Below are 1,031 nucleotides of genomic sequence, written 5' to 3' on the forward strand. Positions count from 1 at the left end.
CTTTCTTTAAATTTTCAAATGAAGGCATGCAAGGCATGCGGCAACGCTATGATCCTTGCTATGTCAACTATTTTTTGAGATTTTTAGTGGTTTTTCTCCTCTGAAACTCTAAACTCTAGTAAGAATATGATTATTAAGTTATATTTTGGGAAACCGCCATTTGCCCTTCAAGCAGACCGATGGCGGTCTCCAGAGGTTACAGATCGCCGTTTACACCCGCATCAACAATGCTGTAAATGGTATCACGCACCTTGATCGCCAGAGGCTGCAGATCCTTGGGCAGGCTTACGCCCTTGACCATCATGTCCATGTTCATGGTGACGATCCAGCCCTGCCCCTTGGAATCCTTGAGCACGGCGATGCGGCAAGGAAGGAAACCCGCAAAGATGATGTCATGCTCGACCATTTTCTTGGCGATCAGGGCATCGCAGAACGCCAGGATGCGCATGTAATTGGCTTCTTCTCCCATGGCCTTGACCTGCTCGGACAACGGCAGGTCTGCGACCAGCTTGAAATTGAGGTTGTTGGCGCGCAGCATCATGGAATCGATGGCATCTTCGACGGACACATCATCATTGATCTTGAACTTCTGTATGCTGCTCTGAACCATCTTCTGCATGGTTGCCTGATCCATCTCGGGTTTGGCGGCTTTCTTCTCGGCAGCCATTGCAGACATTGAAACAAACAGGGCAAGGCCAATGGCCAGAATCTTTTTCATGATAAAAACTCCTCATACTCATTTGATTGTTGTAAATATACCGCAATACTAACCCTTTCCCGGTGCTGCGGGGTATTGTGGAAAACCACAACTTCTGCAGCCTGAATCTCACTGGCCGTTGAAAAACAGAGTTTTTCAACGGCCAGTGAGTGGCACAAGGAAGTGCCACTATTTTAAATGACGCCAAGTCATTGATAATCTGAAGTTTCCCAGAAATTATTCAAGCCACCATGCGCAGCAGCACAGTGACCAGAGAATTTCCGGGGGGATTGCCGGGTTTGGGGCAAACCCTGGCAAAATTCTCATCCAAAGC

The 1,031-nt window shown here is 47.8% G+C and carries 1 protein-coding gene; it reads right to left on the minus strand.

The genetic code is table 11. From position 1 onward, the window contains the following. Positions 1–196 precede the first annotated feature (196 nt). Positions 197–718 (minus strand): DUF302 domain-containing protein, encoded by a 522-nt coding sequence (locus ACOCD2_RS21755; RefSeq protein ID WP_374109622.1) that lies wholly within the window; start codon positions 716–718, stop codon positions 197–199. Between the last annotated feature and the right edge of the window lie 313 nt (positions 719–1,031).

This window comes from Thiolapillus sp. (genome assembly GCF_048562965.1).
Classification (GTDB): Bacteria; Pseudomonadota; Gammaproteobacteria; order Chromatiales; family Chromatiaceae; genus Thiolapillus; species Thiolapillus brandeum_A.